28 protein-coding genes are annotated in these 26064 nt (G+C 43.7%); 11 read left to right on the plus strand and 17 right to left on the minus strand.

All coding sequences use genetic code 11. From position 1 onward, the window contains the following. Window positions 1-3 precede the first annotated feature (3 nt). From FK220_RS08055 to FK220_RS08085, 7 genes are all read left to right on the plus strand, one after another. Window positions 4-891, plus strand: a complete 888-nt coding sequence (locus tag FK220_RS08055) for a 3-hydroxybutyryl-CoA dehydrogenase (protein WP_152573804.1) — start codon at window positions 4-6, stop codon at window positions 889-891. A gap of 77 nt (window positions 892-968) precedes the next feature. Further along, window positions 969-2204: a DUF1015 domain-containing protein gene (locus FK220_RS08060; protein ID WP_152573805.1), complete on the plus strand. Its 1236-nt coding sequence runs from the start codon at window positions 969-971 to the stop codon at window positions 2202-2204. An 18-nt stretch (window positions 2205-2222) separates the two neighbouring features. Then, window positions 2223-2876 carry a YggS family pyridoxal phosphate-dependent enzyme gene (locus FK220_RS08065; RefSeq protein ID WP_152573806.1) on the plus strand — a complete coding sequence of 218 codons (654 nt, stop codon included), beginning with the start codon at window positions 2223-2225 and terminating at the stop codon, window positions 2874-2876. Between the two features lie 28 nt (window positions 2877-2904). Then, on the plus strand, window positions 2905-4272 hold the full coding sequence (locus FK220_RS08070; RefSeq protein ID WP_152573807.1) for an exonuclease domain-containing protein: 1368 nt from the start codon (window positions 2905-2907) through the stop codon (window positions 4270-4272). 4 nt (window positions 4273-4276) lie between these two features. Further along, the gene (locus FK220_RS08075; protein WP_152573808.1) at window positions 4277-5113 is read left to right on the plus strand and encodes an ion transporter; all 837 of its coding nucleotides are present in this window, start codon (window positions 4277-4279) and stop codon (window positions 5111-5113) included. Beyond that, complete coding sequence (miaA, locus tag FK220_RS08080) at window positions 5113-6042, plus strand: tRNA (adenosine(37)-N6)-dimethylallyltransferase MiaA (RefSeq protein ID WP_152573809.1); 930 nt, start codon at window positions 5113-5115, stop codon at window positions 6040-6042. The genes FK220_RS08075 and miaA overlap by 1 nt, the downstream gene beginning before the upstream one ends. After that, window positions 6029-6526, plus strand: a complete 498-nt coding sequence (locus tag FK220_RS08085) for a gluconokinase (protein ID WP_152573810.1) — start codon at window positions 6029-6031, stop codon at window positions 6524-6526. Before miaA ends, FK220_RS08085 begins: the two co-directional genes overlap by 14 nt. Window positions 6527-6590: 64 nt before the next feature. Here FK220_RS08085 and FK220_RS08090 read toward each other — a convergent pair whose 3' ends face one another. From FK220_RS08090 to FK220_RS08150, 13 genes are all read right to left on the minus strand, one after another. After that, window positions 6591-7298: a response regulator transcription factor gene (locus tag FK220_RS08090; RefSeq protein ID WP_152573811.1), complete on the minus strand. Its 708-nt coding sequence runs from the start codon at window positions 7296-7298 to the stop codon at window positions 6591-6593. Between the two features lie 8 nt (window positions 7299-7306). After that, window positions 7307-8884, minus strand: coding sequence for a sensor histidine kinase (locus FK220_RS08095; protein ID WP_152573812.1), 1578 nt, complete (start codon window positions 8882-8884; stop codon window positions 7307-7309). Between the two features lie 77 nt (window positions 8885-8961). Next, entirely contained in the window at window positions 8962-9552 is a 591-nt protein-coding gene (coaE, locus tag FK220_RS08100; protein WP_152573813.1) for a dephospho-CoA kinase, read from the minus strand. Further along, window positions 9549-10346 (minus strand): YbbR-like domain-containing protein, encoded by a 798-nt coding sequence (locus FK220_RS08105; protein WP_152573814.1) that lies wholly within the window; start codon window positions 10344-10346, stop codon window positions 9549-9551. Before FK220_RS08105 ends, coaE begins: the two co-directional genes overlap by 4 nt. A 169-nt stretch (window positions 10347-10515) precedes the next feature. Continuing rightward, complete coding sequence (locus tag FK220_RS08110; protein ID WP_152573815.1) at window positions 10516-11517, minus strand: glycosyltransferase; 1002 nt, start codon at window positions 11515-11517, stop codon at window positions 10516-10518. A 59-nt stretch (window positions 11518-11576) separates the two neighbouring features. After that, entirely contained in the window at window positions 11577-12389 is an 813-nt protein-coding gene (locus FK220_RS08115) for an enoyl-ACP reductase FabI (RefSeq protein WP_152573816.1), read from the minus strand. Window positions 12390-12550: 161 nt separating this feature from the next. Next, the gene (recN, locus tag FK220_RS08120; protein ID WP_152573817.1) at window positions 12551-14203 is read right to left on the minus strand and encodes a DNA repair protein RecN; all 1653 of its coding nucleotides are present in this window, start codon (window positions 14201-14203) and stop codon (window positions 12551-12553) included. Window positions 14204-14330: 127 nt separating this feature from the next. After that, window positions 14331-15218, minus strand: coding sequence for a type IX secretion system protein PorD (gene porD / locus FK220_RS08125; RefSeq protein ID WP_152573818.1), 888 nt, complete (start codon window positions 15216-15218; stop codon window positions 14331-14333). After that, a complete protein-coding gene (gene coaBC, locus FK220_RS08130; protein WP_152573819.1) occupies window positions 15211-16416 on the minus strand; it encodes a bifunctional phosphopantothenoylcysteine decarboxylase/phosphopantothenate--cysteine ligase CoaBC in 1206 nt (401 codons plus the stop codon). The genes porD and coaBC overlap by 8 nt, the downstream gene beginning before the upstream one ends. A 4-nt stretch (window positions 16417-16420) precedes the next feature. Then, window positions 16421-16753, minus strand: a complete 333-nt coding sequence (locus FK220_RS08135; protein WP_238718953.1) for a DNA-directed RNA polymerase subunit omega — start codon at window positions 16751-16753, stop codon at window positions 16421-16423. Window positions 16754-16766: 13 nt separating this feature from the next. Then, window positions 16767-17600 (minus strand): outer membrane protein assembly factor BamD, encoded by an 834-nt coding sequence (locus FK220_RS08140; protein WP_152573820.1) that lies wholly within the window; start codon window positions 17598-17600, stop codon window positions 16767-16769. A gap of 105 nt (window positions 17601-17705) precedes the next feature. Next, window positions 17706-18593: a 4-hydroxy-tetrahydrodipicolinate synthase gene (dapA, locus tag FK220_RS08145; RefSeq protein WP_152573821.1), complete on the minus strand. Its 888-nt coding sequence runs from the start codon at window positions 18591-18593 to the stop codon at window positions 17706-17708. An 85-nt stretch (window positions 18594-18678) separates the two neighbouring features. Beyond that, complete coding sequence (locus FK220_RS08150; RefSeq protein ID WP_152573822.1) at window positions 18679-19215, minus strand: DUF6913 domain-containing protein; 537 nt, start codon at window positions 19213-19215, stop codon at window positions 18679-18681. Between the two features lie 115 nt (window positions 19216-19330). Here FK220_RS08150 and FK220_RS08155 point away from each other — a divergent pair, with 115 nt between their 5' ends. The 4 genes from FK220_RS08155 (at window position 19331) to FK220_RS08170 (ending at window position 22391) form a co-directional block, all read left to right on the plus strand. Then, window positions 19331-20095: a 5'-nucleotidase C-terminal domain-containing protein gene (locus FK220_RS08155; RefSeq protein WP_152573823.1), complete on the plus strand. Its 765-nt coding sequence runs from the start codon at window positions 19331-19333 to the stop codon at window positions 20093-20095. Window positions 20096-20182: 87 nt separating this feature from the next. Continuing rightward, window positions 20183-21094 (plus strand): bifunctional metallophosphatase/5'-nucleotidase, encoded by a 912-nt coding sequence (locus FK220_RS08160; RefSeq protein WP_152573824.1) that lies wholly within the window; start codon window positions 20183-20185, stop codon window positions 21092-21094. 19 nt (window positions 21095-21113) lie between these two features. Beyond that, complete coding sequence (locus tag FK220_RS08165) at window positions 21114-21569, plus strand: GNAT family N-acetyltransferase (protein ID WP_152573825.1); 456 nt, start codon at window positions 21114-21116, stop codon at window positions 21567-21569. Window positions 21570-21614: 45 nt separating this feature from the next. Next, the gene (locus FK220_RS08170) at window positions 21615-22391 is read left to right on the plus strand and encodes an NIPSNAP family protein (RefSeq protein WP_152573826.1); all 777 of its coding nucleotides are present in this window, start codon (window positions 21615-21617) and stop codon (window positions 22389-22391) included. Here FK220_RS08170 and FK220_RS08175 read toward each other — a convergent pair. The 4 genes from FK220_RS08175 to FK220_RS08190 form a co-directional block, all read right to left on the minus strand. Further along, on the minus strand, window positions 22385-22693 hold the full coding sequence (locus FK220_RS08175; protein ID WP_152573827.1) for a hypothetical protein: 309 nt from the start codon (window positions 22691-22693) through the stop codon (window positions 22385-22387). The genes FK220_RS08170 and FK220_RS08175 overlap by 7 nt on opposite strands. A gap of 18 nt (window positions 22694-22711) precedes the next feature. After that, the gene (locus tag FK220_RS08180) at window positions 22712-23290 is read right to left on the minus strand and encodes a M23 family metallopeptidase (RefSeq protein WP_152573828.1); all 579 of its coding nucleotides are present in this window, start codon (window positions 23288-23290) and stop codon (window positions 22712-22714) included. A gap of 12 nt (window positions 23291-23302) precedes the next feature. Further along, a complete protein-coding gene (ligA, locus tag FK220_RS08185; protein ID WP_152573829.1) occupies window positions 23303-25297 on the minus strand; it encodes an NAD-dependent DNA ligase LigA in 1995 nt (664 codons plus the stop codon). A 155-nt stretch (window positions 25298-25452) separates the two neighbouring features. Then, window positions 25453-26034 (minus strand): LOG family protein, encoded by a 582-nt coding sequence (locus tag FK220_RS08190; RefSeq protein ID WP_152573830.1) that lies wholly within the window; start codon window positions 26032-26034, stop codon window positions 25453-25455. Window positions 26035-26064 lie beyond the last annotated feature (30 nt).

Here is a 26064-nt window from a genome sequence, read left to right on the forward strand (position 1 = left end):
CCAATGAAACAGATAGCCGTTATCGGAGCCGGTACCATGGGTAACGGTATTGCCCATGTATTCGCCCAAAACGGATTTTTGGTGAATCTTATAGATATTGCCGAAGATTCGCTTGATAAGGGTATGGCAACGATATCAAGGAATTTAGATCGGATGTTGCAGAAGGAGAAGATTAACGTGGCCGATAAATCGAATACACTAAAAAACATTCAAACCTTTACCGATCTCGTCCGAGGTGTTCAGGAAGTTGGGCTGGTAGTAGAAGCGGCCACTGAAAATAGAACCCTAAAACTGGATATATTTAAACAACTCGATGCCTCTTGTCAAGAAAACTGCATCTTGGCAACCAATACTTCCTCTATTTCGATTACCCAAATCGCGGCGGCCACGCAAAGACCCGATAAGGTCATTGGAATGCATTTTATGAACCCCGTCCCGATGATGCGTTTAGTGGAAATTATTCGAGGTTACAGTACTTCCGATGCTACTACCCAAACTGTTATGCAGCTTTCCAAAACGTTGGGAAAAACACCCACAGAAGTGAACGATTATCCCGGTTTTGTGGCCAATCGAATCTTAATGCCGATGATCAATGAGGCTATCGAGACCCTCTATACGGGGGTTGGTGGCGTATCGGAAATAGATACCGTTATGAAATTGGGGATGGCGCATCCTATGGGACCCTTACAATTGGCAGATTTTATCGGGCTCGATGTATGCCTTTCTATACTTAACGTGATGCATGAAGGTTTTAAGAATCCAAAATATGCTCCTTGCCCCTTATTGGCGAATATGGTCAGTGCGGGGAAACTTGGTGTGAAATCCGGGGAAGGTTTTTACGATTATTCCGAATCGAGAAAAGCAGAAAAGGTAGCCGCACGCTTTCGCTAAAACATCTTTTAATCAACCCTGGGCGCCACTTTTTGTATTAAAAATGCAATTGCGCCGTTAACCTCTCTATTTACAACATGGCCATCATAAAACCATTCCAAGCGATAAGACCTACCACAGACAAGGTGGCCCATGTGGTTTCACGTTCCTATCAAAATTATTCGCGACGGGAACTGAATGCGGTATTGTCCTATAATCCTTTTTCCTTTTTACACATTATTAACCCCGGATACAAATACCACAAAAATGTTAAGGGGCAAGAACGGTTTCAATTGGTACACAATCGGTATTTGGAGTTCTTGGAAGATAACGTTCTGACGAAAGACCCCCAGGATAGTTTTTATCTTTATCAGGTCGAAAGTGCACATTTCAACTGTTCGGGTTTGTTTTGTGCCGCAAGTGTGAACGATTATCGAACTAATGTTATAAAAAAGCATGAGACTACCCTGCAGCGTAGGGAATCGCTTTTCGCCAAGTACCTGGAAACGGTAAAGTTCAATGCAGAACCTGTTTTGATGACCTATGAAGATAACGAGGAAATTGCCCGAATCCTGGCCAAAGAAAGAGGGCGACCCCCAGCCTACTATTTCACCACGACCGATAAGGTTACGCACCGCTTGTGGACCCTATCGGACAAAAAAACGATTACCTCGCTTCAATCCGCCTTTGCTAACATTGATTCACTTTATATAGCAGACGGACACCATCGAAGTGCCTCGTCCAATCTCTTGGCCGAGAATTCCGAGAGGCACAACCCCTCGCATACGGGAAACGAGCCTTACAATTTCTTTATGGGGTATCTCATCCCGGATTCCCAAATCCGTATTTTTGAGTTCAATCGTATGGTGAAGGGTCTAAACGGACTTTCCAAAGAGGAATTTCTGATTAAGCTTGATGCATTGTACCGTATCGAAAACCAAGGCGACATTTTGTACAAACCTACTAAAAAACATCACTTTAGTATGTACTTGGATGGGGAATTCTATTCGCTCTACCTCCGAAAAAAAGTTTATCAATTCACTGATGCCCTTAGCAAATTGGATACACAGATTTTATACAAAACAGTTTTAGAACCTATTTTGGGCATTCACGATCTGCGAAAGGATAAAAGAATACAGTACGGCCATGGCAAACACAATGCGATTAAAATGAAGGATGCCATTGACCGGGGACGTTTTACCGTCGGCTTTGGTCTGGTTCCCGTTAGCATACAGGAGATTAAAGCAATTGCCGACGCAGGTCTGGTAATGCCGCCAAAGAGTACCTATATTGAACCCAAACTGAGAAGTGGCCTGGCCATCTACGAATTATAACTTTTAGGAACGGAACATATGTCAATAAAGGAGAATTTAGCGAAGGTTAAGGAAACACTTGATGAAGGCGTGACCCTGGTTGCCGTATCAAAAACCAAACCAGTAGCCGATTTAATGGAAGCCTATGAAGCAGGGCAACGCGTTTTTGGGGAAAACAAAATCCAGGAAATGACCCAAAAATGGGAGACGATGCCCAAGGACATTCAATGGCATATGGTCGGTCATGTTCAGCGAAATAAGGTCAAATACATGGCCGAATATGTTTCTTTGATTCATGGTGCGGACAGTTTAAAGCTATTACGCGAAATCGATAAGCAGGCAAAAAAATACAGCAGGGTTATCCACTGCCTCTTGCAAGTTCATATAGCAGCGGAAGATACCAAGTATGGATTGGATGAAAACGAGCTTCTCGAAATAGTACACTCGGAAGAATTCCGACAAATGAAAAATATTCGCGTTGTCGGGCTCATGGGCATGGCCACCTTCACAAAAGACGAGGGCCAAATTCGGAAGGAATTCAAATATCTAAAATCGCTTTTTGACCAGACTAAAGGTTCCCTACCCGGACTAAAAGTTCTTTCGATGGGCATGAGCGGAGATTACCGGATAGCCCTGGAAGAAGGCAGTAACATGGTACGCATAGGAAGTAGTATCTTTGGAGCTAGGGATTAGTAAAAAAACAAAGAAAGGAGAGCTGCAGATGTACGCCATAGTCGATATCGAGACAACAGGAGGGAAATATAATGAGGAAGGTATAACAGAAATCGCTATCCACAGGTTCGATGGGCACCAGGTAGTCGATCAATTTATAAGTCTGGTCAATCCTGAGAGGGAGATTCAACCTTTTGTTAAGAAGCTCACCGGCATCAATAACAAAATGCTTCATACCGCACCTAAATTTCATGAAGTAGCCAAACGAATTGTCGAGATCACCCAAGACACCGTCATCGTTGCACATAATGCGCAATTCGATTATAGAATCCTGCGTACCGAATTTAGACGATTGGGATATAATTACGAACGTAAAACGCTGTGCACCGTAGATCTTTCAAAAAAACTGATTCCCGAAGCGGAATCGCATAGTCTCGGAAAATTGGTCCGTTCGTTGGGTATTCCCGTCAGCGACCGTCACCGTGCCAACGGGGACGCCCTCGCTACCTTGAAACTCTTTAAACTGCTTTTAGCCAAGGACACAAAAAAAACCATCATCCAAGATATTATTCGAACCGAAACGACCGGAGAGCTTTCGCAACGACAGCTGGATATTGTGGAATCGCTACCTTCCGACACGGGCGTGTACTACATGCATAACAAAGACGGGGACATCATCTTTCTTGGAAAGAGCAATAATATCAAGAAACGCGTCAATCAGCATTTCACCAAAAATGGCGAACAGGCCAGAAAACTGCAGAAAGAAACGAAAAAAGTGAGCTATGAAAAAACGGGAAGTGAACTGGTGGCCATGCTGAAGGAATATGAAGAATTAAAAAGAAACAAACCCCTTTTTGCACAATCGGGCCCAAAGGAATTGTTCTCCCATGCGCTCTACCGTGCCGTCGACCAGAACGGTTATCTAACCTTGGAAATCGGAAAGGCTGATGCACAAAAAACGCCCGTTCTAACTTTCAAGGGATGGCAATCCGCTGAAAAGTTTCTGCAACGTATCGTAGCCGATTTTCAACTGTGTTTAAAACTTACAGGACTATCAGAAGCAAAGTACAACTGTTCTGGCTATGAAAATCAAAAGTGTAATGGCGCCTGTATCCGAAAAGAGGATGTAACCGACTACAACGCAAAAGTAACCACCGCCATTCGTCGGTATAGCCTGCAGGGCAAGAATGTGGTATTGGTCGATAAAGGCAGGGAAATAGGTGAATACAGTGCGCTTCTCATCAAGGAGGGCCGTTTTCGAGGTCTGGGGTTCTACAACCTCAACCATCAAATAAATAATTTGCATATCTTAGAATCGATAATCACGCCGATGCGGGCCGATGCCAATACCCGACATCTTATCGAAGATTACCTGAGAAAAAGGCGTATTCTTAAAGTTCTTGAACTAGAAGTATAGAAAATTGAGCGAGGAGCAATTTCAGAAAGGATGGAGATTAAAACTCCATGAAATTATCTACGGCACCCATACGCCTGCCGGAAAGTTGTTCGATATTATTTTGTTGGTGGTTATTCTCTACAGTATTATCATCGTTATGCTGGAGAGCGTTCCCAGGTTCGATTTGAAATACCATGGCTTTCTTAATGTTTCCGAATGGGTGGTAACCATCTTGTTCTCCGTAGAGTACGTGCTTCGAATCATCTGCATCAAGAGGCCCAGTAAGTATATTTTCAGCTTTTTTGGATTTATCGATTTTGTATCCACCATTCCAAAATATTTATCATTTTTTATTGGAGGGTCACAGTACATTACGGCTTTTCGTGCCTTACGGTTGCTCAGGGTCTTTAGAATATTAAAATTGGTCCGCTTTGTCGGGGAGTCGAACAATTTGGTAAGAGCGCTCAAAGCCAGTCGAACGAAAATATTCGTTTTTGTCTTCTTTGTACTCATCGTCTCCGTGCTATTAGGAACGATTATGTATTTGGTCGAAGGTCCTGAACACGGCTTTAACAGTATTCCCCACAGTGTGTATTGGACCATCGTTACTTTAACTACCGTCGGGTATGGCGACATATCACCAGAAACTCCCTTGGGGCAGTTTATCGCTACGCTCATCATGATTATAGGATACGGTATTATCGCTGTACCCACAGGGATTGTATCCGCGGAATATGCTTCTGCAAGAAAAGTTGATAAAACGGTGGATGAGGGTCGTTCCTGTCATAACTGCGGTGCCGACATCGTTCGGAGCGATGCGGAATATTGCAGGAAATGTGGACAAAAATTAAATGACGATTGATGTCAAAGAAGGTATTGGTTTCGATCGTAGGTCCGACCGGTATTGGCAAAACGACCCTGGCCATTGCGGTAGCAAAATATTTTGACACCGAAATAGTCTCTGCCGACTCCCGACAATTTTATAAGGAAATCACCATAGGTACCGCCGTGCCTTCGGTTGCCGAGTTACATGAAGTACCACACCACTTTATTCAACATCGCAGTATCTTGGAAGATTATTCGGTGGGGGACTATGAAAGGGATGCCATGAAACTGCTAAGGCAATTGTTTCAAACGCATGATATCGTTGTCTTGGTGGGTGGTAGCGGACTCTATGTAGATGCTGTTACAAAGGGGCTCGATGACTTTCCTGAAATCGACAAATCCATACGACTTGGTTTAAACGAACTGCTACAGGAAAAAGGCCTTCCGGTCTTGCAAAGACGGCTTAAACAATTAGATCCCGATTACTACCACAAGGTAGACTTGGAAAATCCTCATAGGGTAATTAGGGCCCTGGAGGTATGTATCGGTTCCGGACGCCCCTACTCGTCATTTTTAACAGAGAAAAGACCAAATCGTTTTTTCAAGAATCTGACGGTCGGTATCCAAGCGGAGAGAGAAATCATCTATAAACGCATCGACCAAAGGGTGGATGCGATGATGCGGCAGGGCTTACTGAAAGAGGCCAAGGCCCTCTATCCCCAAAAATCGTTGAACGCATTACAAACTGTGGGGTATCGGGAACTGTTCCAATACTTTGATGGGAAGTGTGACTTGGACTTTGCCGTATCCGAAATAAAAAAAAACACCAGGAGGTTTGCCAAAAGACAGCTCACTTGGTATCGACGACGGGAGGACATTCTTTGGGTAGCCTATAACCAGTCTTTCGATGATGTACTAAGTAAAATAGAAGAGCAAATAACAGCTTTTTCCGATGAACGAAAATAGAATCATTTATGTGATGGGCGTATCGGGTAGCGGTAAGTCCACTGTTGGAAAGCTCTTGGCAGAACAATTGGGATATCCATTTTTCGATGGAGACGACTATCATTCGAAGGCCAATGTAAAAAAAATGGCCGATGGCCATCCACTAAATGACGATGACCGTAGGGATTGGCTCGAAGCCTTGAATCAACTTGCACGTTCCAAACAACACGATGGGGCCGTTATTGCCTGTTCCGCGTTAAAGGAAAGATACCGAACGATATTAGAAAATAAAATCCAAGAAAAGACACTCTTTGTATACCTGCAAGGTACTTTTGACCAAGTATTGGAAAGACTACAAGCCCGAAGGGGCCATTTTATGCCGATCGATCTGTTAAAATCACAATTTGAGACCTTGGAACCTCCCAAGAAAGCCATTACCGTTTCAATTGGCAAAACGCCTCGTGAAATCGCATCCGAGATATTTTTACGGATGCAAGGTCTCTAGTTCGATTAAAAAAAGCATTCATTTTCATGAATGCCTTATATTGCTGAGGACCTTTTAAGGTCATCTACTCATTTTTTACCACTAAACGGAATCCCTCGCCATGAATGTTAAGGATCTCTACCGAGTCATCGCGTTTTAAGTATTTACGGAGTTTGGCAATGTATACATCCATACTTCGGGAAGTGAAGTAATTATCATCGCGCCAAATTTTTGTCAACGCCAATTCCCTTGGCATCAAATCATTTTCATGCAAGGCCAATAATCTCAAAAGTTCGTTCTCCTTTGGAGAAAGCTTTATGGGCTCCTCATCTTTATACTTTAGGAATCTGAGTTTTGAATTCAAATGAAAGTTTCCTATTTGAAACTCAAATTTCTTACTATCCGCCAAGGTATTGGAAGATTTTCTCTGAATGATCGCCTTGAGTTTCATCAGCAGTACTTCGGAGTCGAAAGGCTTGTTCAAATAGTCATCGGCACCCGCCTTATACCCTTTTAGAACATCTTCTTTCATGGTCTTGGCCGTTAAGAAGATGATAGGAACGTTCTCGTTTTTCTCCCTTATTTCCTTTGCGAGGGTAAAACCATCCTTGTAAGGCATCATGACGTCTAAAATGCAGACGTCGAAGTTGTCTTTTTTAAATTTTTCAAAACCTTCCATTCCGTTCTTTGCCAAAGTGACGTCGAAATCGTTCATTGAAAGGTAGTCTTTTAGAACAATCCCAAAATTGGGATCATCCTCCACTAAAAGTATTTTCTTGTTTACAGTTTCCATAGTTTGTTTTAGATTAAGGGTAATTTTACGTAGAAAGTGCTTCCTTTTCCTTTTTCACTCTCTGCATAGACCTCACCTTGATGGTCGTCTATAATTTTTTTTACGTAGGCCAGACCAAGTCCGTGTCCTTTCACGTTATGTATGTCCCCGGTATGTTCCCGGTAGAATTTTTCAAAAACCTTTTTTAAGACCGCCTTACTCATACCCGCTCCTTGGTCCTGAATTTTTATGATAATAAAGTTTTTGGCCACCTCGGTGAATACATCGATTTTAGGCGCCTCGGGGGAATATTTTATGGCGTTGTCCAGAATGTTCACTATAACGTTGGTCAAATGCATCTCATTTGCCAACACTTCTTTTCTTGCTGCATCAAGATGGGTTTTGATATACCCTCCCCGGTCCTGTACAATTAATTCGATATGGGCAATGGCGTCCTTAATAATGTGGTGTGCGTCTATTCTATCCTTACTGATATCCAGTTGATTCTTTTCAAGTTTCGAAATTCGGAGTACGTTTTCTACCTGGGCATGCATACGCTTGTTCTCATCCCGAATCATCCCAAGGTAACGCATCACCTTTTCCTTATCATCGATAGTCTGAGGGTTTTTTATCGCCTCGACGGCGAGGTTGATAGTGGCTATCGGCGTCTTGAATTCATGGGTCATGTTATTGATGAAATCGGACTTAATCTCCGAAATCTGTTTTTGCTTGATCAACTGATAAATTGCCCCCGAATAGGAGGCAACGATTACCAAAGTGAAAAGAAGCGATAATACCGCCATTCCCAATATTTGCTGAATCAAAAAACCTTTCTTTTTTGGAAAGGTAAGCAGTAATGAGAAATCGGTATCGCCATCGCTATCCTCGAAAATAGGTGCTTTGTACAAGGTGCTGTTTGCGAACTTGAATTTTCTGGATTTTACCTTTGTAGGGAGCCCTTTACTATAAATTCCGTATTCATATTCGACATTCAACCCCCTATCGGTAAGCTCTCTATCCAAGAGTAGTTCCAATTCTTGCTTAGATACCCGTTTGTGAATGGGCACTCGCTTTGCACTTTCACTGAAAACATCGTCAAATTGAGCCTTTTCAATGCTGGAGAGCGTTCCTATCTTTTCTAATTTTTCAATAGGATTGAGCCTCAAACCCTTGCCATCAAGGTCGTAATCTTCCTTGAAAATCGTCCTTTGACGCCTACTGGAAAAATTTGATATCAGTGTACTATCCTCACCACTGTCGTTGTCAAAGAACGTAGATGCAATATTGTAATTCTCCTCTAAGATACCATGGGAATAAAATAATACCTCGTTCGAATTATTATCGCGGTCAATAAAAAAGATATTTCTAAGTCTGGAAGCCACTGGCTCTCCTAAGCTGTCTTGTGAAAGATATCGGTCATAGTAATCTCTTCTTTCCCGCTCCTCGACCTTGTCGGTTACCCTTGTCAATACTTGGGATACCGCATTGGAGAATTGTTCTTCCTTATCCTCGACCGACTTCTTGATCCAAAAGCCTTGCACAAAAATGATCCCGATTAGGGACAGGCTCATGAGGATAACCATAAGAACAAATAACTTCTTGTTCATCTTTTGAGTAAAATTAAAGATTTAACATTTACCCCATTCCACGTTTAACCTAACCTTAACAAAAATGTTAAAATTTGTCAGCGCCCGTTATTCTCAAGCAGCGTAAGGTTTATAGCTGATACTTTTTGTTTTGTAGTTTCGATTTCCAGATTCTCTATGACGTAGTCGGCCAATGCTATTTTTTCAACATCGCTTCGTTGATGTTTCATACGCGCGCGTATGGCCTCTTTAGAGCTGCCATCCCTATTCATAACACGCTGTAAACGTGTATCTTGAGGTGCGATAACTAAAATCACACTATCATAAAAATCTTGCATTTGGTTCTCGAAGATAAGTGCCGTTTCCTGAATCACGTAAGGCGCTTTCTGTTTTACGGCCCATTCGAGAAAGTGCTTTCGAACGGCGGGATGGACAATGGCGTTGAGCTTTTTCAACATTTCCCCATTGTTGAAAACTTGATTCGAAAGATACTTTTTGTTTAACTTTTCGTTTTTATAGGCTTGCTCGCCGAACAGCTCAATAATTGCTTTTTTTACCTTTTTTGAAGACCTCATCAACCTTTTGGCCTCCTTGTCAGAATCGTAGACCGGAACCCCTAAATCGGCAAACATTTTAGCAACCGTGGTCTTTCCGCTTCCAATTCCGCCAGTAAGCCCAACTAGTTTCATTCGCGCTTAAGGATAAAGTCGGCCCTATCTTGCAATAACACCACACTGTAAATATCACCTGGCTTTTTAACCAATTTCAACTTAAACGAATTACCGCTTTGTTCCGGTAAGGAGGCGTAGTCCGCTATCACTTGAAAATCATCGGCATTCAAATCCTTCAGTCGATCTAAACTGGCTTTTACCAACACCTCGACCTTTTCGGGAAACAATTGTATAGCTACCCCCTCCGGTAAATTCACCACCGTGATCGACAAAGGAATCACCTTCTCGGAAAAACGGGATACCTTACCACTTATTTCAACAGTTTCGGTAGCGTATTCGGTATTTTCCAAATGTGGTTCTTTTGTCAAGCGGCTATTTATCAAAAAATCGGAGGTAAGATCGGTCAACGTGGTTTTCGCCGTCCGCACGGCGGTAATCGTATCGACCTCATTCTCAGGTCCTTTGACAATGACCGAATCAGGAACGATCTTTAATGCGCCCTCCATCAAATAGTTTTGTGGAAAAGACAAGTCTGTTCGTGCGATTACCGGTACCTTTTTTGAAACAACTTTGTAGAACTTAAAAAAGAGGGAGTCACCATCCGTATCTAAAAGCTGTACACCAGTTGGCAACTGTTTTTCAAGTTGTCGCCTACAATCGGTAGGAGAGATGTAGAAAATCCCATCCTCCCTAATCGCCTCGGACAAGTCTATGTTCAGATTTTGACTTCTCAGATTGAAAGCCAGGAACTGAAAACCGACTGCTTCCAGCTTTAATTCTATTTCCTTTTTTGATGCATTGACAAGCATCATACTATCAGGAGGATTTACGTAGCCAAGTTCAAAGGATGTATTACTTGAATATCTATCGGACAGGTTGCTGATAAACCAAGCCAACCCTGAACAAAGCAAAAATAGAAAGAAAAGCTTGACCTTTCTTTTTTTCAGGACGTTTTTGATTTTCTGTATCACACCTTCGGCTTCATTTAAAGAACAGTTTGGGAAATAGTTCCTGTGGCTTCTTCTTGCTAAAGTTAATCAAGATGGTCGACTTTAGAAAACCATAACCGTATCCCGCAAACTGAATGCATACGGCGACAATCGATAGGATTGCGATGGAGAGGCTTTTGTTTTTCATTAAAGAGTCGATGAAAATCAGGGCAAAATAAATCATGTAGCACCCAAGAGGAAGGATAATTCCTAGAATTGCCAATAGGAAGGATACCAAAAAACCAATACAGAACAAAGTAGGAAACCAATACGTAGCCTTTGCTGTTCCCGGGTGCCATTTATTGAGAATGGGCCGTACCATGCCAAATTTATTAACCTGAATAAAGAACTTCTTCCAATTAATACGCCTTTTGTGATAGACATAGGCTTCCGGTATCAACTTGGTCTTGAAGCCCTTGTTCCATATTCTTATGGTAAGGTCGGGATCTTCCCCCGGATGTATCTTCCCGTATCCTCCGACATTTTCAAAAGCTTCTTTTGAAATCCCCATGTTGAAACTTCTTGGTTGAAATTTTCCTACTGCGGTCCTATTTCCACGGATACCGCCTGTGGTCCATAAGGATGTCATGGCATAGTTGATGGCCTTTTGCACGATGCTGAACGATTCATGCGCAGCATCGGGCCCACCATAGCAATGCACGAAATCTTGTGATAACGATTTTTCGGCAGCCTCCAAATAATCGGGAGGTAGTATGCAATCCGAATCCAAAACGATGAAATAATTGCCACTGGCCCTCTGCATGCCATAATTTCTGGAATCGCCCGGACCGGAGTTGGGTTTTGCCAAATAGGTAATCGCAAGTCGATTTTTAAATAGGTCTACCTCCTTTTTTGAGTCCCGGGTAGAACCGTCCTCTACAATGACAATCTCATAGGGCTTTTGATAGGTCTGTCGTGAAAGACTCTCCAAAAGTTCCCGAATCTCCTCAGGTCTATTGTAAACGGGAATAATAAAGGAGAAGGCTAAATCCATTCGTATTTAAAGGGCAAGGCCATTTACCTAGTGGATGGCTTTGAACATTGTTATGGTGACTACTTGGAAAAATAATCGATGACCTCCTGACTAACCCCTGTAGATGAGAAACCGCCGTCGTGAAACAAATTTTGCATGGTTACTTTTCTGGTCAAATCAGAAAATAAAGAAACCGTATAGTCTGCACAATCCTGGGCAGTTGCATTTCCCAAGGGAGACATTTTTTCGGCATAACTAATGAAGCCATCAAACCCTTTGACGCCCTGGCCGGCGGTTGTTGGTGTTGGCGATTGTGAAATGGTATTCACCCGTACTTTTTTTTCCTTTCCAAAGAAATAACCAAAACTGCGTGCTACCGATTCCAAATAAGCCTTGTTGTCGGCCATATCGTTGTAATCGGGAAAAACACGTTGGGCAGCCATGTAGGTGAGGGCCACAATGCTCCCCCATTCGTTCATGGCATCCGCTTTGTAAAGACTCTGCATTACCTTATGGAAAGAAAGTGCCGAAACGTCCCAACCCTTTGCGGTAAAATCGTATTTCTCATCGGTATAGTGGCGCCCTTTACGAACATTGACCGACATACCGATAGAGTGAAGCACAAAATCGAGCTTGCCACCGAGAATTTCCATCGACTTGGCTATCAAAGCGTTCAAATCATCTTCCGAAGTCGCATCCGCAGGAACAATCTGAGATCCTGTTTTGGCCGCCAGGTCTTTGATTTGACCCATCCGCATGGCAATGGGCGCATTGCTCAGTACAAAAGTGCCCCCTTCCGCATGTACGCTTTCAGCAGTTTTCCATGCAATGGAATTTTCATCCAACGCTCCGAAAATGATTCCTTTTTTTCCCTTTAGTAAGTCGTATGCCATGTTGAGTTTTCTTTAGTGTTCGTTGGCTTCAAAGATATTTAAAAAAGTTGGCAGTGGACAGTTGCGATCCTCAGAAAGTTTAATAAGAATTCCCTGTTCGACCTGGCTGACCACTCATCGATGGCTCCTTGGATTTAATTATCGGTTACGCCAACCGGGGTTTAATTCAGCAATTGTTTGGCATGTGCCAGGGCAGCGTCGGATAGTGATTTACCTCCCAACATTTCCGCCAGTTCCACCACCCGCTCGTCTTGGCTCAATCGACGCATTCTGGTATGTGTAGTGTTGCCATCCTCCTCCTTGAATACCTTGAAATGCTGGTGCCCTTTGGAAGCTACTTGCGGTAAATGTGTGATAGAAAACACCTGCATGCCGCTGCTCATTGCCTGCATGATGTCACCCATTTTGTGTGAAATCTCCCCAGAGACGCCAGTGTCTATCTCATCGAACATCATGGTAGGTAGTTGTTCGTATCGTGCCAAAATCGATTTGATAGTCAGCATTATACGTGAAAGCTCCCCACCGGAAGCTATTTTCTTAAGCTCCCCGAAATTTGTTCCTTTGTTTGCCGAAAACAAAAAAGTAAGGTCATCTTTTCCACTATCCTTGAAACTTTCCGACGGATGCAATTCGATATTGAAGGAAGCACTCGACATTCCTAAGTTGGATAGGTTTTCCAGTAGTTGCCTTTGAAGTTCGGGAATCGCTTTTTGCCTCTTCATATGAATACTGGAGGCTAGTTTCTCCAATACTTCCTTCTGGGATAGAAGTAGTTCTCCTTTTTCTTGGATATCCGCCGCCAAATTTTCCGTGGCACTTACTTTTTCCGAAATCCTTTTTTTGACGGCCAATAGTTCATCGACATCCTGGGCATCATGCTTTCTTTGAAGGTCGTATAGTAATTGCAGCTTAGCATTTACTTCCTCCAACTGTGCCGGATTTGCCTCAGTGGTGTCCCTGAACGATTCCAGTTCGTTGGAGATATCGTCGATCTCGATGAAAACGGATTGTATACGCTCGTTCAATTGCGCATATTGATTTCCGTAATCGGAAAGTTTGTTGGAAGCCTGTTTTAATTCCGCCAATAGGGTGAGTACCCCGACTTGCTCATCATTCAGTAATTGATACCCCTTTGACAATTGTTCCAAGATGGTCTCCACGTTGTTCAACTGTTCATATTGGGCTTCCAAGTCTTCCTGCATTCCTTCCTGTAAGGAAGCTTGCTCGAGCTCTTGCAATAAAAATGTATTGTAATCGTGTTCCTTATCCGCTTCCTTTTGGAAATCGATTAATTCTTGAAGCGCCTTCGAGGTTTCCTTGTAAGTGGCAAGTTGTTTTTGATAATCCAAAAGATCTTTACTATTGTTGGCCAGGGCATCGATTACCTTTAATTGGAATTCGTTCTCGGTAAGTTTCAATGTCTGGTGCTGCGAATGCACATCGATAAGACGTCCTCCCAAATCGGTCAATATGTCTAAAGTTACGGGAGAGTCGTTGATAAAAGCACGGGACTTTCCGCTGGGATGTATCTCCCTTCGAATAATCGTACTTGCAGCGTATTCAAGGTCGTTCTTATCGAAAAAGGAATTGAGACCGTACTTGTCGATTTGGAACTCCGCTTCGATCACACATTTGGTGTCCTTATCCCGCAAAGAACCAAGGTCTGCCCTTTTTCCCAGGACAAGGGAAAGTCCGCCCAACAAAATAGACTTACCAGCACCGGTTTCACCCGTAATTACCGTAAATCCATCGGTGAACGATACGTTTAAATCATCGATGAGGGCATAATTTTTTATAGCGAGATTGGTCAGCACGATTTAAAGTGAATAAGGGTACAAAGATATACTTATTCCCATTCAATTCTGAATTTTAAATGGATGCTTAACATCTACCGATAAATAAGCAAGTGGGAGGAAATCAAAACGTTCAAGGGTAGAAACCTCAGTACTTGATGTCGTTCCAGGTACCGGAATAGAGAGGTGCTATTCGGTTCAAGGTTTCCTTTAGGGCTACGATATCGGTTTTGGGTCCGTCGGAGAAGATATTTTGGATTTCCTCTGATTTGGCATCGAAGAATGTTTGAATCAAAAATGCATTGGGTCTTCGTTTAATCATGGTCTCAAACAACCTCATCGTGCCCGAAATTACTTGTTTACCGGTACTATTGTTATCCGCCAACACGTCCATACCTTTTCTATGGTAGTTGTACATCGCCACCCGATACTCCCGATACGTGTTCGACATTAGATTGTCGACAAGTTCAAATCGGCTTCTATCGGTAGATTGTTCCCATCCGCTGGCATTGCTGCCCTGCGCCTGTGCGACGATGGCCTGTGCTGTTCTAAAGCTCTCATTGCCGCCCTCCAAGGAAAAAGTATCGGCATCCAGACCAAGAATCATGTACACATAAAATGAGATAACACTTACTAGGTTCGATTCGTATACATTGCGATTAAAAACCAGTGGCTGGAACTCGATGTATTCGAAATCAAAGTCGTTATCCTTATAATTAAATATGGGGGTTTGGTACGAGGTATTATATACCGGCCTTGAGGATTGTACCTGTAATGTACCTTTAAATCGATTGTTTTCGAATTCGGTAATGGTAATGAACATCTGCGCATTGACCCGTTCATTTTCCTTATAGGTCCGATTGGTCCATTTATTCTTATTGATAAAATCGTTCAACGAACGCTCCAGGGTTTTGAATATCTGTTGATTCGTCTGCGATACCTGATCGGAATTGACGGTAACGGTACAATTCAGTTCCTGGGCTCTTATTCCCAGGGAAAAGACCACCAAAACGAACAAGGAAAGGATACTACGCATTTATTCTACTTAAGATTTCGTTCCAGATATCGACCGCCACGGCAGCTTTACTTTTTAAATCAAACGTTTTTATATCCAAATTCTTATCTATGAACCGTATTTTGTTGGTAGGTTGACCGAATCCGGCGCCAGTGTCATTTAAGGAGTTGAGGACGATGGCATCCAAATTCTTTCGAACCAACTTATCCTTGGCATTTGCCAATTCATTTTCAGTCTCCAAAGCAAAGCCCACCAGGAACTGTTTTCGTTTATTATTTCCCAACGAAAGTAAGATATCCCTATTCTTGACTAAGGTAATGGACAACTCGGAATCGGATTTTTTTATCTTTTGATCCGCTACGGTCTTGGGTCTATAGTCCGATACGGCGGCCGCACAGATGACAATATCCATATTTACATAGTGTTCATGTACTGCTTCGTACATCTCTTCGGCAGAAATCACCCTTATCAGACGGATGTTACCATGCATCACCTTCAGATGGGAAGGTCCGGAAACCAGTAATACCTCTGCTCCCAGCTTGGCAGCAGCCTCTGCCAACTCAAAACCCATTAGACCCGTAGAGTGGTTCCCGATGAACCGAACCGGATCGATCGCTTCGTAGGTAGGTCCGGCCGTGATGAGCACTCTCTTATCGGTCAAAAGTAATTCCCGCGAAAGGTAATCCGTGACAAACCTGACGATATCTTCCGGCTCCGCCATGCGACCTTCACCGTGCAAGCCACTGGCCAACTCACCCGAAGTAGCAGGAATCATGAGATTACCAAAAGATTGTAATTTTTCAAAAGATGCTTTGGTCGATGGATGTTGGTACATATCCAAATCCATTGCCGGAGCAAAGAAAACAGGACACTTGGCCGAAAGATAGGTCGCTACCAAGAGATTATCACAGGTACCGTTGACCATTTTTGACAGGGTGTTGGCTGTAGCGGGAGCAATAAGCATTAAATCGGCCCATAGGCCCAACTCCACGTGGTTGTTCCAATCGGTCATATCGTCCTCTTCCTTAACGAAAGACGTCAGAACCGGGTTTTTTGATAAGGTAGCAAGGGTAAGCGGGGAAACAAAGGAAGCGGCGCTTTCAGTTAAGACAATCTTAACTTCGGCGCCCGCCTTTATTAGTAATCGAACAAGAAAAGTGGTTTTGTAAGCCGCGATGCCTCCCGTAATTCCAAGGAGGATATGCTTGCCGGCCAACATAGTACTAGGCGTCTTTATCTGTGTTCCTATGGTAGATTTTTTCGTTTAACCACTCCTCCACTGCCAAGGCATGTGGTTTAGGAAGTTTTTCGTAGAATTTAGATACTTCGATTTGCTCCTTGTTCTCGAACACCTCCTCCAAGCTATCGCTGTAGGTAGCAAATTCCTCCAATTTCTCGAGCAACTCTTTTTTAATCTCGGAATTGATCTGAACCGCTCTTTTGGCAGCAATGGAAATCGCTTCGTAAATGTTATTGGTCTCTTTGTCGAATTCGTTTCTATTGATTGTTACCGTTGAGACGGGTGCTTTCGAATTTTTAAGGTCATTCATATTCATGATATCAAATTATTTATTTGGCATCCGCTTGGCGTTGCCCCTGCAAGTCTTCATCAATTTTTTCCAACAATTTAGCCGCATCTTCCGCAAACTTCGTATCAGGAAATTGTTTTTTAAGCTGGTCGTAGGCCAATTTCGCCTTTTTCAACCGTTCGGGCTTGAGTCTTTCGGTACTATTTAAACCATATTCCGTAGTCGATTCAAACTTATAAAAGAGGGCCGGTTCCTTATAAATAGAGCCCGGGTAATCGGTGATAAAATTATCAAAGGCTTCAATTGCCGGAACCAAAAAAGACAAATCGAACTTACCTAATTTATTAAACTGTTTCGCTATTTCGTATGCTTTTCTTTCCTTTTTGGTGGTTAGTTGCTTGGCCATTTGATTGGCTTCCGGAAAATATTCCGAATCCGGATACGTATTGATGAACGATTGAAGTTTGGCCAAGGCCTTGTCGGTATCGGTCTGGTCAAGGGAATATTCCGGACTCAACTTATAATAGCATTTTGCCCCCAGAAAGGATGCCTGCGCTATCTTCTCGCTCTTGGGATAAGACTTTACAAAGCGCTCGAACTGATAGCCGGCCATGTTGTAATCCTTTCTTTGAAAATAAGTATCCGCCAGAAAAAACATCACCCGTTCTCCCTGTGGTTTTCCAACATACTTCGGTGCAATCTGCTCGAACAATCGATTGGACCTTTTATAATCTCCCTCGTCGTAAAACTTTTGGGCCAAATCGTACTTGGGTTTTACTTCTTCATTTTTAAGAACTTTTTGGTACTCGCTGCACGAACCCAAAACAAACACTAAAACCAACAAGGACAGTATGCTATCGATTTTCAAAAACATTTTGCAAAATTACGGATAATCAACGGATTAAAAAAACAATTTTAAAACAGCTAAGGTAGAGAGTCTTGAAGGTTTTTTTACTGTTTTTGTGGAAGATTTAACGTACTAGGCATGGCTTACCATTTGATCGACAAATTGTGACAAGATAGCCTTTAAACCTGGGGTTGCCTCGACCAGCGGTAATCGCACCTTGGCGCTACATAGACCTAAAATTTCGAGTATTCCCTTAATTCCGGCCGGATTCCCTTCCTTAAAAATCAAATCCATCCCCTCTGCCATAGAAAGGTGAAGTGCCCTTGCCTGATCTTCTTTTCCTTGAAGTCCCATCCGAATCATTTTTGAAAAGGCTGTTGGCAAGCCTTGTCCCAATACGGAAATCACCCCGGCACCTCCGGCAAGTACTGTTGGAAGTGCGGTCATGTCGTCTCCCGAAAGTATTTGAAATTTCTTTGGTTTCTTTTTTATCAAGGTTCTTATCTGCTCTAAATCGCCCGATGCTTCTTTGATCGCCACCACGGTCGGACAATCGTTGGCAAGTCGTAAAACCGTCTCTGGGACCATATTGCTTCCCGTTCTCCCCGGTACATTGTACAGAATGATTGGAGTTTCCGTACTAGCGGCAATCGCTTTGAAATGTTGGTAAATTCCTTCTTGGGTAGGTTTGTTGTAATAGGGCGAGACCGAAAGAATGGCGTGGAACGCACTAAGGTCTATCGTTTGTAGTTCTTCGATTACTGCTGCGGTATTATTACCTCCTACTCCCAAAACCAACGGGAGCCTTCCCGCATTCGCCGCAACCACCGTGTCGGCAACCAATTGTTTCTCCGACTTGTCGAGGGTAACCGATTCGCCAGTCGTGCCCAAAACGACCAGGTAACCCACCCCACCGGCAATACAATGCTCTACGATACGGCCTAAAGCGTCAACGTCGACCTGTAAATCGTCGGTAAAAGGAGTTACAAGGGCCACGCCTGTGCCCACCAGCTCTTTCATTTGTTCTTAGTTCTTATACGTTTAGGACCCATACGGCAACCAAAGGAGTCTAATGATGTCCTGCTATGTTATCATGAGCACGAAATCAATGGTCGATTTCATTGAGTACTCCCAAATACTTTTTTAACTCTTGCTTGAACACCTTAAAGTCGTTTAAGGGCACGTCCAAAATCAGGTCATTAAAATAGCTATCAACCTCGGTAAATCCTACCCTAAAACGGGCTTTGGTCTTTACACTCATCAACTTCATCAATAAGTTATCTTTCTTGTAATAATTGATCAACAAATCATATTCCCTACTCAAAAACTCCAAGGCATAACTATTTTCGATATTTCCGTTCCACCCCAAATCCTTATCGGAAAAAACGGGGGTCGAATACGGGGAATTTTTATCATAATAGTTCTTGTAGCCAATAATTTTTACAGCATTGGGCCTCAAGGAATACTCCTCCTGAAGTTGGAAAAACACGTCGGTGTTGTCAAATTCATCCATGTCCACGATACATCCAACCGAGGTAATCCCATGCGTACGTTCTGCGGGCACTACCGGTTGCTGAAGCGCCTCATTGAGGAATTTTACCCCTGATTTATACTTCAGCTTATCTTTTATTCCCTTAAACATGTATTTTTACATTTTGTGTTCCCGACCTTTATATTTCTAACGAAAAAAAGTGCCACAGGGTATTACAAATGTAAAGAATATCCGCTCACAAGACCATGCGAAGATAAAAAGGATAATGATTTTAAAAATACAACATTTTGTTTTATTTGTAACTATTGGATGGGTGATGTCCTGCCGACCCGAGGTTTCCGGACTCGCTAAAATAGAGGCCCATCGACTCACCATCAACGATTCAATCATATCCGACCAGGCTATTGAAACCTTTATAATCCCCTATCGTAAACGTGTTAATGAGGTATTGGATAGTACGCTGGCCTTTGCGCCAAAGACTATCTCGAAAGATGATGGAATCTACAATACCCCGGCTGGAAATCTTATGGCAGACATCGTTTTGGAGCAGGCCGAACCCGTCTTTCATTCCCGCACTGGCAAACACCTGGATTTTGTGTTATTGAACCATGGGGGTATACGATCTATTATTTCGAAAGGGCCCGTGTCGGCCAGAACCGCTTATGAGGTGATGCCTTTTGAGAACAATATTGCCGTAGTTGAACTTTCAGGTAAATCGGTCCAAGCCCTCGTTGAATATCTAGTACGCTCAAAACGTGCCCATCCCATTGCCGGTCTGCAAGTCATACTAGATAAAAACGACGAAATTAGAACCATTACGATCAGGGGAAAAGATTTCGATGCGGGCCGTACGTATTACGTCGCCACAAGCGATTATCTGACCATGGGAGGCGACAGTATGGTTTTCTTTAAGGATGCGCTGTCAGTGACAAGTGTCGATTATTTGATTAGAAATGCGATGATCGATTACTTTAAAAAGGTAGATACGCTCAATCCTGTGATTGACAATCGATATTACAAAATGGAATGATAGCGTATGGAACACAAAACGTCTCTTCAATCCCCAAAGCGATTGTCAATAGGTTATAGCAATAAGTAGAATTTGCATGTACTATTCATGAAACGAAGAAAATTTTTAAAGAAGGTAACGGCTTCCAGCGCCTTGGTGGGCTTGGGAGGGCTCGCACTGAATTCTTGCCTACATAGCGCCAAAAAGCACGTTACTATTTTGCACACCAACGACGTGCACAGCCATATCGATGCGTTTCCAAAGGAACATAGTACATTTCCGAACTTGGGAGGATTGGCAAGAAGGGCCACTCTGGTGGAACGGATACGTACGGAAAATCCGAATACCCTCTTGCTCGATGCGGGTGATATTTTTCAAGGCACTCCCTATTTTAACTTTTATGGCGGCGAATTGGAATTTAAATTGATGTCGATGCTCAAATATGATGCTGCCACCATCGGAAATCATGATTTTGACAATGGCGTCGACGGACTCTATGCGCAGTTACCACATGCCAAATTCGAGCTGCTTTCGGCCAACTATGATTTTAGCAATACTTTAATGGAAGGGCATGTACAGCCCTACCAAACCTATGTAAGGGATGGAATCAAAATCGGGGTCTACGGTCTGGGCATTAAATTGGACGGATTGGTTACAAAGGCGCTTTATAAAGAGACCAAATACCTACCTCCTTATGAGATTGCCCAGGATTGCGAACGCAAGCTAAAAACGGAAGAGCAATGTGATATCATAGTATGTTTATCGCACCTTGGCTATCGCTATCTGGCGGAACACCGGCCAAACGACCTTGAGCTGGCTTCGAAAACCAAGAATACCGACCTGATCATCGGTGGGCACACCCATACCTTCCTGGACAAACCGACTATCGCCAAGAATATTGTTGGCAACAACGTACTAGTGAACCAAGTAGGTTGTTACGGGGTGCATTTGGGGCGTATTGATTTTTATTTTGACGATGCAAAGAACGTGGCAACAACTGGTACCAGCATTATTGTATAACGGACAAAAGTAGCTTTTAATGTTCGATTTTCGCAGAACCGATTCTACGGACAAAGACTTCATCGAACTCGTAGCCCTGCTCGACAGCGATCTCGCCCAGCGTGACGGGGAAGACCATGCCTTTTACCATCAGTTCAATTCGATAAGCCAACTCAACCATTGCATCGTCGGATATTCGGAAAATAAGCCCGTCGCCTGCGGAGCTATCAAAACCTTTAACCAAATCGCCACGGAAGTCAAACGTATGTATGTTTTGCCAGACTTTCGGGGAAAGGGGATCGCGACCCGATTGCTTCAAGGGTTGGAACATTGGGCAAACGAATTGGGATATGAATATTGCATATTGGAAACAGGGAAGCGACAACCCGAGGCCATCGCTTTGTATCGAAAGAACGGCTATGAGATCATTCCCAACTATGGGCAATATCAGGGGATTGAAAATAGTGTTTGTTTTCAAAAAATGGTATCTTCCTGAGCACAAACGGTTCCACACATAGAATTCCAATCAAAAAAATAACCCATGAAAACGCTGTTATTCTCCTTTACCTTGCTCCTATTTTTTTCCAAAGCGGTATTGTCACAGGGTACCGCCCGTGAGTACTACCAACTTAAAATCTATTCTTTTGAAACCGAGGAACAGGTGCAAACCACTGATGCCTATCTTGAAAATGCTTACCTGCCTGCTTTAAAGCGAATGGGGATCGGTCCGGTCGGTGTCTTTAAACCGAGGCCTACGGATTCCGTTGCTCCTAAAAAGACCTATGTGCTCATCCCTTTCGATACCTTGGATGAACTTTCCGAACTGGAAAACCAATTATTGAAAGATATGGCGTATTCGTCCTCGGGAAAAGACTATTTGGAAGCTCCTCATGATCGTCCCCCTTATCATAGAATAGAAGGTATTATTCTAAAGGCCTTTGTCGACATGCCCGAAATGGAGGCCTCCAAACTCAGCGGACCGAGGGAGGATAGGGTGTATGAACTACGCAGTTATGAATCGGCCACCGAGGCCATCTACAGGAACAAAGTGGATATGTTCAACGCCGGGGGGGAAATCAAGCTTTTTGAAAAACTAGGGTTCAACGCAGTGTTCTATGCAGAAGTCGTTTCCGGTTGCAAGATGCCGAATTTAATGTATATGACCACCCATGCCAACAAAGAAAGTCGGGATGCCAATTGGAAGTCATTTGTCGACGCTCCCGAGTGGAATACGCTTAAAGCGATGCCCAAATACCAGAACAATGTATCGCATATTGATATTTTTTTGCTATATCCAACGGCCTATTCGGATTACTGATTTCCCAATACATCCTCAAAAATCTGCCGATGCTCTTCGTCCAAGCTTATTTTGGGAAATGGCCTTCCCGCCCTTCGGTACCAATAGCCGGCGTTGAACCCGTCCCCTTCTTTTCGATGTAAATAGGCATGTATCCAACTTCCCAAATCGCTGTATATCTCCTGGGCAATATTATGGGAGGCCCCCCAATCACCCTTGGCATCGTACCAAAGGGCCTTCAGGGCTTCCGGCCATGTTGGTCTTGGCCTATCGAACCCTAATGAATCTTGAAAAGCACCGTAATCCGTAAGCTCCTTGTCCATATTGTTTCAATTATTTGTTTATCGTAGCCAACAATCCGGATTTAAGTAGAACATCCGCTTCCACCCTTGCACCGCTTCATCGTCGTATAGATGTGGATAGGGAAAGGGTGAAGTAATCGCATAATGTAAGTGGGGCGGTTTCCCTTTGGCATTTCCGGTATCACCGACGGCACCAATAACCTCCCCTCTTTTTAGGGGTTTGAAGACGAAGGTCTTTACCTCTTCTAAATGGGCATAATAATGAAAACGCCATTTGGGACCCAAGACCATCACCGACTTCCCACCTTTTCCCCCTTCATGGGTATACACGACGATTCCGTACGTCGAAGAAATTACGTCGGTATCGCGATCGGCAAAAATATCGATTCCCTTATGGGTAATGGAACTCCCCCATGGGTAGGCCCAAAACGATTTTTCGTCCCAGCTCTTGGTCGTGGCACCCTTGACCGGAACAATCATATGCTGTGGGATTAAAAAGCCAATAGCCAAAATTAATACAGGCACCCAAAACCATTTGCGAAAAGAGCGGTTTCGGATGATGAACGCAAAGGTGGTCAACAAGGCGAACCAAAAACGACGGGTGGTGTTGGTGATCATACCGAAACCGATTTAGATCATTGCCAAAAACTCCTGTTCCGAAACAATGGGAATGTCTAAGTTCTCGGCCTTGGCACGTTTGCTTGGTCCCATCTTATCCCCCGCGACCAGATAGGAGGTTTTGGAGGAAATACTCGACCCAACCTTACCCCCATTGTCTTCTATCAGCTTTTTGAGTTCGGTACGACCTATGGTTTCAAATACCCCGGAGACCACGATGGTGAGCCCTTTTAGTTTATCGGTTTGATTTTGCAGTTGGGATTCCGATAAAGAAAACTGAATGCCATAGTCCTTTAAACGTTCGATGATGATCCGGTTATTTTCATTTTGGAAAAACTCCACCACCGATTCGGCAATACGTTCCCCGATTTCGTTCACGGTGGTCAGTTCCTCGACGGTGGCCGCCATGAGTGCATCGATATTCCTATAGGCCTTGGCCAATTTCTTAGCCACGGTCTCCCCCACAAAACGAATGCCCAAAGCGAATAGTACCCTTTCAAATGGAATCTGTACCGAGGCAGCTATCCCGTTAACCAAATTCTCTGCGGACTTCTCTGCCATTCGCTCCAAGGGCATGACCTGTTCTTTGGTCAACCCGTACAGATCGGCATAATTGGTAATCAATCCTTCCTTGAATAACAACTCAACGGTCTCGCTGCCCATTCCCTCGATGTCCATCGCCTTTCGCGAAATATAATGTTGAATACGACCTGTAATCTGTGGCGGACAACCGTAGTAATTTACACAGTAATGTTTTGCGTCACCAGGGGTCCGAACCAATTCGGTATGGCACTCGGGGCAATGCGTAATGTATACCGTGGGTTTGGAATCAGCCGGTCTTTTCGTAAAATCGACCCCGACAATCTTGGGAATGATTTCCCCTCCTTTTTCTACAAACACCGTATCGCCTTCCCGTATGTCAAACTTGGCGATTTGGTCGGCATTGTGTAGGGAAGCCCTTTTAACCGTGGTACCGGCCAACAACACGGGCTGTAGATTGGCCACCGGAGTAATTGCCCCGGTACGCCCAACCTGATAGGTAATCTCATTCAAAACCGTTGATGCCTGCTCCGCCTTGAACTTGTAGGCCATCGCCCATCGCGGAGACTTGGAGGTGTAGCCCAGTTCGTCTTGCTGCTGCAAGCTATTTACCTTGACCACCACCCCGTCTGTTTCATACGGCAGGTCGTGACGATGCACATCCCAATAATCGACAAACTGCATCACCTCCTGTGTTGAGGCACACAATTTAGCTGCGGTCGGGACCTTGAAACCCCATTCCCTGGCTTTTTCCAACATTTGCCACTGTGAGGATATACCGGTGTTCGTACCAACGACGCCATATAAAAGACAGTCTAAAGGACGCTCGGCGACCAAGGCGCTATCCTGCAGTTTCAAACTACCCGAAGCAGTGTTTCTTGGATTCATATAGGGATCTTCCCCATTTGCGATGCGCTCTTTGTTCATTTCGGCAAAACCCTCTAGGGGCAACACGATTTCTCCCCGGATATCGAATTTAGGTGGGTAACTTCCTTTAAGTCGTAGAGGAACCGATTTAATGGTCTTTACATTCGTGGTCACATCGTCCCCTTGGGTACCATCCCCACGGGTGACAGCCCTTACTAATCGACCGTTTTCATAGGTGAGACTAATGGAGGCGCCGTCGTATTTGAGTTCACAAGTGAACTCGACCTCCGAATTCCCCAAGATTCGTTGGATGCGCTTTTCCCAATCTTCCAAATCTTCCTTGGAATACGAATTGTCGAGCGAGTACATGGGGTGGTCATGTACCACCGTTTCAAAACTTTTGGTAACCATGCCACCTACCCTTAAGCTTGGCGAGGTAGGGTCGTAAAATTCCGGATGTTTGGATTCCAAGTCCTGGAGCGCTTTCAATTTCATATCGAACTCAAAGTCCGATATGGTGGGATTATCCAACACGTAGTAGTTGTAATTATGCTCACGCAATTCTTGGCGTAACGCCTCGATTCTTTCTTCAGTGGTCATATTTCGTTTGATATTGACAGTAGCTATTTTATCTTCTAGGGGCTATTTCCACATAAACCCTTTATCCCGATCGGTACTTCTTTCTTCAATGAGAGGGCTCAAATTCAACTTTTTTACATTGGCTTTTGACATCAACCATACCTCGAACCTACAAACTAAACCTGGTCTTTTTGTATCCATTTGGGTAAAGGCAGGGGCTTGTACTCCTCCATTTGTTGCAATAGTCCGTCTACGGAATCGTCGACCAGGAGCATCCTATAATTTTCCTGTTTTAGGAAACCTTGATTCACCATTTTCCGCAGCATGGCCAGCAGGTCGTCGTAGAAGCCATTGGTATTCAGGATCCCAATCGGTTTTTGATGTAGTCCCAACTGGGCCCATGTAATCATTTCAAATAGTTCTTCCAAGGTGCCATAGCCACCGGGAAGGGTGATGATTCCGTCTGACAGTTCGTGCATCCTTAACTTGCGTTCATGCATGTTTTCAGTGATGATCAGTTCGGTTAGTCCAGGATGGTATACTTCCTTCATCATTAAAAAATCAGGGATTACCCCGATTACCTTGCCATTGCCATTCAAAGCGCCTTGTGCCACTTTGCCCATGACCCCGATAAACGCTGCACCGTATACCAAGGTGATGTCCCTTTTTGCCAAGGTTTCCCCCAAGAGCACGGCATTCTCCAAAACTACCGGGTCATTGCCTTCACTGCTTCCACAAAATACGACGATGCTTTCCATGACATTTGTTTTACTGTTCAGCGAAAATGG

Source organism: Pelagihabitans pacificus (assembly GCF_009371985.2).
Classification (GTDB): domain Bacteria; phylum Bacteroidota; class Bacteroidia; order Flavobacteriales; family Flavobacteriaceae; genus Pelagihabitans; species Pelagihabitans pacificus.